The 229-nt window shown below is 69.4% G+C and carries 1 pseudogene; it reads left to right on the forward strand.

The window, feature by feature from the left end:
* Nucleotides 1-7: 7 nt before the first annotated feature.
* Nucleotides 8-229: pseudogene (locus tag KVT44_RS57570) on the forward strand (peptide-binding protein); the annotation flags it as partial.

Consider the following 229-nt stretch of genomic DNA (forward strand, 5'->3'; position numbering starts at 1 on the left):
GGCGCCGATGCGATCGGTTCGCATACGGATTCTCGCGGAGCTGGTGGTGCTGGCGGACATGGGTGTGGGCGGCTGGCAGTTTCTGCCGTCGGAGGAGAACGACAACAGGACCATCACGGTCGGGGCGACGGACGCCGTCACGTCACTCGCCCCGGCGGGCGGGTACGACGCCGGCTCCTGGGCCCTGTTCAGCAAGGGGTTCCAGTCACGGCTGACGTTCGGCCCCGGG

This window comes from Streptomyces sp. GbtcB7 (genome assembly GCF_019091445.1).
GTDB classification, from domain to species: domain Bacteria; phylum Actinomycetota; class Actinomycetes; order Streptomycetales; family Streptomycetaceae; genus Streptomyces; species Streptomyces mirabilis.